Origin of the sequence: Campylobacter sp. RM19072 (assembly GCF_024723485.1) — a bacterium.
Lineage (GTDB): Bacteria > Campylobacterota > Campylobacteria > Campylobacterales > Campylobacteraceae > Campylobacter > Campylobacter porcelli.
On record NZ_JANQCU010000054.1, the window covers coordinates 1 to 865 of the forward strand.

1 protein-coding gene is annotated in these 865 nt (G+C 37.1%); it reads right to left on the reverse strand.

All coding sequences use genetic code 11. The features are described from left to right. Positions 1–94: 94 nt before the first annotated feature. Positions 95–439: a DUF1353 domain-containing protein gene (locus CSUIS19072_RS08425; protein WP_180381028.1), complete on the reverse strand. Its 345-nt coding sequence runs from the start codon at positions 437–439 to the stop codon at positions 95–97. Between the last annotated feature and the right edge of the window lie 426 nt (positions 440–865).

The following is an 865-nucleotide window of genomic DNA, read 5'->3' on the forward strand; positions in this document are numbered from 1 at the left end:
CCCCTCATAAAGCATTTTAGAGATTTTAAAAGATGCTACTATACCCACCACTAAGAGAGCGACAATTCCGCCACTCTCGACCATTTTAATAAGTTCATTTTCTACCATTTTTAAACACTTTAAATCTATGATACCACTTCACCCAAAAGTAAAATAGCTTAGCTTTCCATTTAGCCACACCTATTTCAAGCATAGCGTCATAGAAGTATCTATCTGCTAATTCATAGCCATATTTAGCCACATTAGCACACATATAATCGTGGATTACCACAGCACTAAGGTATTCAGGCGAATTTGGCGGGAAAAGGCTCCAAAACACTCTAGGGATATTAGCCCCATTTGTTACAAAGCCTTTAGGAATATAAATCCCCTGATATGATAAATCCTTATATACTCGGAATTTATCTTTGTCGATTGGTTGAACTACTACTCTATTCATCATTCTCCTTTATAGATATTTAAACTAATTTTTTATACAATTAGCAAAAGGTAAAATATGGCTGAATTAGATAAACTACTTTTGACTTCGCAGCTGAGCAAAGCCCAGCTTTGCGATGAAGGGCTACGCCCTTTCAAAACCCCTAAAGCCCCATAAATGGGGTACCCCGCTTGCGGGGCTTTAGTGCGGGGTCAAGCCGATGGGGCTTGTCGCAAAGACGGACTTCGTTCGTCTGCGAAGTCAAAATAGAAGCTAATCCTAATTAGCTGTTTAATACCTTTATTGCTAATCTTATTTATCATAGTTTGCCTAAAGATAAAACAAAAGCAAAAAGATATAAAGGATACCAAATGATACCCATCATAACTGCTTCTATCTTAATCATCAGCACCATAATATTCCTATACTTTTTAGTAACACTCACTA